Origin of the sequence: Bartonella sp. TT110JLCBS (assembly GCF_042193405.1) — a bacterium.
Lineage (GTDB): Bacteria > Pseudomonadota > Alphaproteobacteria > Rhizobiales > Rhizobiaceae > Bartonella.
In genome coordinates this window covers 693-1,177 of the sequence record NZ_JBHILT010000115.1, presented here as the reverse complement: position 1 = coordinate 1,177, position 485 = coordinate 693, and the positions used below count along the sequence as shown (strand labels likewise).

At 47.8% G+C, this 485-nt stretch carries 1 pseudogene; it reads right to left on the bottom strand.

Annotated elements, in window-relative coordinates:
- A pseudogene (locus ACFILW_RS09860) lies at positions 1 to 485 on the bottom strand (hypothetical protein); the annotation flags it as partial.

Genomic DNA, 485 nt, shown 5'->3' with positions numbered 1-485 from the left:
GTGCTCTTAGCTTCTTGCGATAGGACATGAGCATCCTCTGCTTTATTCTTCGCTTCCACCGCTGTGTCTTTTGCACTATCCGCTAACTGCTTTGCATTATTCGCTAACGTTTCTGCTAAATGCGCTGTCGTCTTAACTTCTTCAACCAATTGTTTGGCTTCACCAGCTTTAGTCTTGGCTTGTGTAGCAACGTCTTCTATTGTTAAAGCCCTCTGCTCTACTCCTTCTGCTGTCCTTTTGGCTCCCTCAGCTGTATTCTTGACATGATCAACCGATTGCTTAAGACCATGAGCTACCGACAGGGCTTTAGACGCCGTTTCTTTTGCATCACCGGCTACCGAAGAGGCTCTATCAGCTGTCATCTTGGCTTCAGAAGCTGTCGTGAGAGCTTGCCCACTGTTCGTTGCTGCTGTTTCTGCAACATTCTTCACCTCGCCCATCACCTGCTTGGCATCATCAAAAGCGCTCTTGGTTTGTTCGGAAAG